Annotated in this window: 3 protein-coding genes; 1 reads left to right on the top strand and 2 read right to left on the bottom strand. The window is 71.4% G+C overall.

Annotation, left to right across the window (positions count from 1 at the left end):
• Positions 1-297 (top strand): type 1 glutamine amidotransferase family protein (locus AB0C36_RS42705; protein WP_494410273.1); only part of this gene is annotated, 297 nt, incomplete at its 5' end.
• Positions 298-880: 583 nt separating this feature from the next.
• Here AB0C36_RS42705 and AB0C36_RS42710 read toward each other — a convergent pair.
• On the bottom strand, positions 881-2,473 hold the full coding sequence (locus AB0C36_RS42710; protein WP_358365096.1) for a succinic semialdehyde dehydrogenase: 1,593 nt from the start codon (positions 2,471-2,473) through the stop codon (positions 881-883).
• Positions 2,474-2,488: 15 nt separating this feature from the next.
• Complete coding sequence (locus AB0C36_RS42715; protein WP_358365100.1) at positions 2,489-3,406, bottom strand: acetoacetate decarboxylase family protein; 918 nt, start codon at positions 3,404-3,406, stop codon at positions 2,489-2,491.
• Positions 3,407-3,688: the final 282 nt, after the last annotated feature.

Raw genomic sequence — 3,688 nt, forward strand, 5'->3', positions numbered from 1 at the left:
CTTGCCCTGCTGTGCCACGCGCCCGCCGCGGCGTTCGCCGCACAGAACGCCGACGGATCGTGGCCGTTTGCCGGATACCGGATGACCGGCCTGTCCAACGTCGAGGAGAAGTTCAACAGCTTCGGCCGCAAGGCCAAGTGGCTGCTGGAGGACCGCCTGCGCGACAGCGGCGCCCACTACACCAAGTCCCGCCTGCCGCTACGCCCCTTCGTCGTCATCGACCGCAACCTCTACACCGGCCAGAACCCGGCCTCCTCCGAACAGCTCGCCAAGCGACTCGTCGCCGACGTCGGCTGACCCGCCACGCACAGGGCGCCGCGGTCGGCGTTCCGTTCGGTGTGACGACGCGGTCCCGACGTCCCATGGTCAGCACCGATTGCGGGCATCCAGCGTGCCGAGCGCGGCCACTACCGGACGCGGTACGACGGAGTCCGCGCGAACGAACTGCTGCAAGACACAGAGCGTTCCTGCCGACCGGCGCTCGGCCTGGCCTGCCACGGCCGTTCCGGTTTGCGGACCAGCCGAATCCCTTCAGGGGCAGCACCGAGAATCACGCGAGAGAAGCTGTCGCCCGTCAGGCGCTCGAGGTGGCCGAGTCGCCTCGGGGACCTCCGACACGTCCTGCCGGCGTTGTGGCATGTGATGCGCCCGGCGTGCGGGGCGCTGCTGCCGCCGTTCCCGGCGCGTTCCTCACGCTTGCCGTCCTCAAACGGGGGCATTCGTGCGTGCGGTTCGGGACCGCGCGCGAAGCTGAGGCTGGGCCCGGGCCCTGGGTTTCGCTGTCGGAACGCTGGTCATCAGGCCTGCGGGGCGGGTGGTGGATACCGCCGCCGCGGTGTCCGCACGGGTCGATGCCGTGGGGACCGCGGCGGCGGGAAGGTCAGCGGACACGTGCGGCTTTCAGGAGCTTCAAGGCGCCGGTGAACATGGCCGCCCAGGTCTCGGGTGAGACGCGTGCCGGTGGGGTGAAGCCCTGGATGCGCTGGTGGGCCACGGTCTGGGGTTCGGTGTACTTGAGGATTCCGTCGGCGCCGTGGCGGCGGCCGAGTCCGGAGTCGCCCATGCCGCCCATGGGTGCGTCGATGCTGCCCCAGGCGGCGGCGAAGGCTTCGTTGACGTTGACGGTGCCGGCGTGGACGCGCGCGGCGACGGCCCGGCCGCGGGCGCCGTTGCGGCTCCAGACACTGGCGTTGAGGCCGTACGGCGTGGCGTTGGCCCGCAGAATCGCGTCGTCGACGTCGCGGTAGGAGTAGATGGAGACGACGGGGCCGAAGGTCTCGTGCTCGTACACGGTCATGTCGGGGGTGACGCCGGTGAGGATCGTCGGTTCGTAGAACAGCGGCCCGAGGTCGGGCCGCGCGTTGCCGCCGGCGAGGACGGTCGCGCCCTTGGCGGCGGCGTCCTCGACGTGGGCGGTGACGGTGGCCAGTTGGGACGGGTTGGTGAGGCTGCCGACGTCGACGCTGTAGTCGTACGAGGCGCCGAGCTTCAGTTTCTCGGTGCGGGCGACGAACGCGGCGACGAACCGGTCGCGGATGGACTCGGCGACGTACAGCCGCTCGATGGAGACGCAGAGCTGGCCGGCGGAGGGGAAGCACGCGGCGACGGCTCCGTCGGCGGCCTTGTCGATGTCAGCGTCGTCGAGGACGATCATGGCGTTCTTGCCGCCGAGTTCGAGGGACGCGCCGATGAGGCGTGCGCCGGCGTCGCTCGCGATCCGGCGTCCGCTGGCGGTGGAGCCGGTGAACATCATGTAGTCGGCGTTGTCGATCAGCGCGCCGCCGATGGAGCTGCCCCGGCCGACGACCATCTGCCACACGTCGGCCGGCAGGCCGGCCTCGTGCATCAGGTCCAGCGCCCACAGCGCGGTCAGCGCGGTCTGGGTATCCGGCTTCTGAACGACGGCGTTGCCGGCCATGAGCGCCGGGATGGCGTCGCCGGCGGCCATGCTGAGCGGGTAGTTCCACGGGGAGATGACAGTGACGACGCCCTTGGGGTGGCGCAGTTCGGTGGTGTGGGTGAGCACCGGGATCGCGCCGCGGCGGCGCTTGGGCTTCAACAGCTTCTCGGCGCCGCGCGCGTAGTAGCGGGAGGTGATGGCGATGTCGGTCACCTCCAGGAACGCGTCGCGGCGGGTCTTGCCGCTCTCGGCCTGCATGAGGTCGAGGGCCTCGTCCTGGCGGGCCAGGACGAGGTCGTGGAAGCGCAGCAGGATCCTCGCGCGCTCGCGCAGCGGTGTGGCGGCCCAGGCCCGCTGGGCGGTGCGGGCGCGGGCGAACGCGTCCTCGACGGCTGTCGGCGTCGACACGGGCAGGTCAGCCAGCGGCGCGCCGGTGTACGGGGCGTCGGTGGTGACCCGGGTCGCGTCCGCGTCCGCGGCGACGCGGCGGGTCAGGCGCTCGATCAGGTCCGCGGTCAGCGATGCGGGCAGGACCGGGCTGTGGGTGTCGAGAAGGCCGTGGTCGGTGGGCATGGCGGGCTCCTGTGCCTAGCGGCGGGTCGGGACGGAGACGGGGACCGGCATGTGCAGGGCGAGTTGCCCCTCGGTCATGACGTCGAGGCGCACGGTCCTGGTCGGGTCGAGCGAGCGCAGGTCGTCGGCCATGCGGCCCTCCCCGACCTCGAGGACGAGGTTGCGGGGGCGGCGCTTGGTGCCCGCGGACAGCACGTTGGTCTGGCTGAACGTCGAGTGCCATGCGCCGTTGATCGACGTGTACGAGGTCAGGGCCGACACGCGCTCGCCGCTCGGATACGCGGTCTGGGCGGGGGTGGGCACCGCGAGGGATACGTCCGTCCCGCCCGCGTCGTTGGCGACGCGCGCGGTGGTCCGGTCGGTGTCGATGTCGACGTCGAGCCCGGTGACCCACTTGGGGAAGCCGTAGCCGTCGTGCCCGCGGACCTGGGCGATCTCGGTGCTCACCGGAAGCGACAGCACGTACGAGTCGAGGTGCTCGTTCTTCAGGGCGGCGGCGAGGTCGACCAGTCCGAGGCCGCCGTGCCGGGCCGGCCTGACCGCGACGCCGACCGCGGCCTCGGTGTAAAAGTCGATGTCGCACACGTCATAGCGGAAGAACATGACCGAGACCAGCCCGAATCCCGGCGCGACCTCCAGCGGCGCGAGCTCGGCGGGCAGGCGCCCGCGGATCGCGCGGGAGCGGGCCAGCATCGTCAGCCGGGCCGTCGAGACGCGGTAGTAGAAGTTCGGGGTGAGCGTGCTGCCGATCGGCGAGTCGACGCGGGTCTTCGGCAGGCGCCGGAAGAAGTCGACGCCGCTGACGCGGGGGTCGCGGGCGACCTCGTCGAGATCGGTGTCCATCCGGTACCGGTCGTACAGGCCGCCCTTGGGGACGGTGACGGCACGGCCGCCCAGGTCGACCTCGACGGTGTCCTGCTGGGGCGATGACATCGACTGACTCCTCTACATGTGAGCGGTGCATACATAGGTAGGCTAACCGGGGATGTAAGCACCGTCAACAATGAGGTGGCGCAGGAACGCCGACGGTGCCGCCGCGGCACGACGAAGCCGGGCCCGCCTGCGCCACGTTGGCGCCGGGACCCGGCCCGGCCGGTAGGGAGGGGGTACTCGGCGTCGTGTCAGCTGCCGTGCAGTGCCGTGCGGAGGGCGTCGACGGCGAGCGCGCGGGCGACGTTCGCGGCGCGGGTGTCGCGCAGGCTGTCCAGGAGCAGG

It is taken from the genome of Streptodolium elevatio (genome assembly GCF_040649515.1).
Classification (GTDB): Bacteria; Actinomycetota; Actinomycetes; order Streptomycetales; family Streptomycetaceae; genus Yinghuangia; species Yinghuangia elevatio.

Coding starts and splice junctions, on each gene's coding strand:
- AB0C36_RS42710 (WP_358365096.1), bottom strand. CDS start 2,473: ATGCCCACCGACCACGGCCTTCTCGACACCCACAGCCCGGTCCTGCCC.
- AB0C36_RS42715 (WP_358365100.1), bottom strand. CDS start 3,406: ATGTCATCGCCCCAGCAGGACACCGTCGAGGTCGACCTGGGCGGCCGT.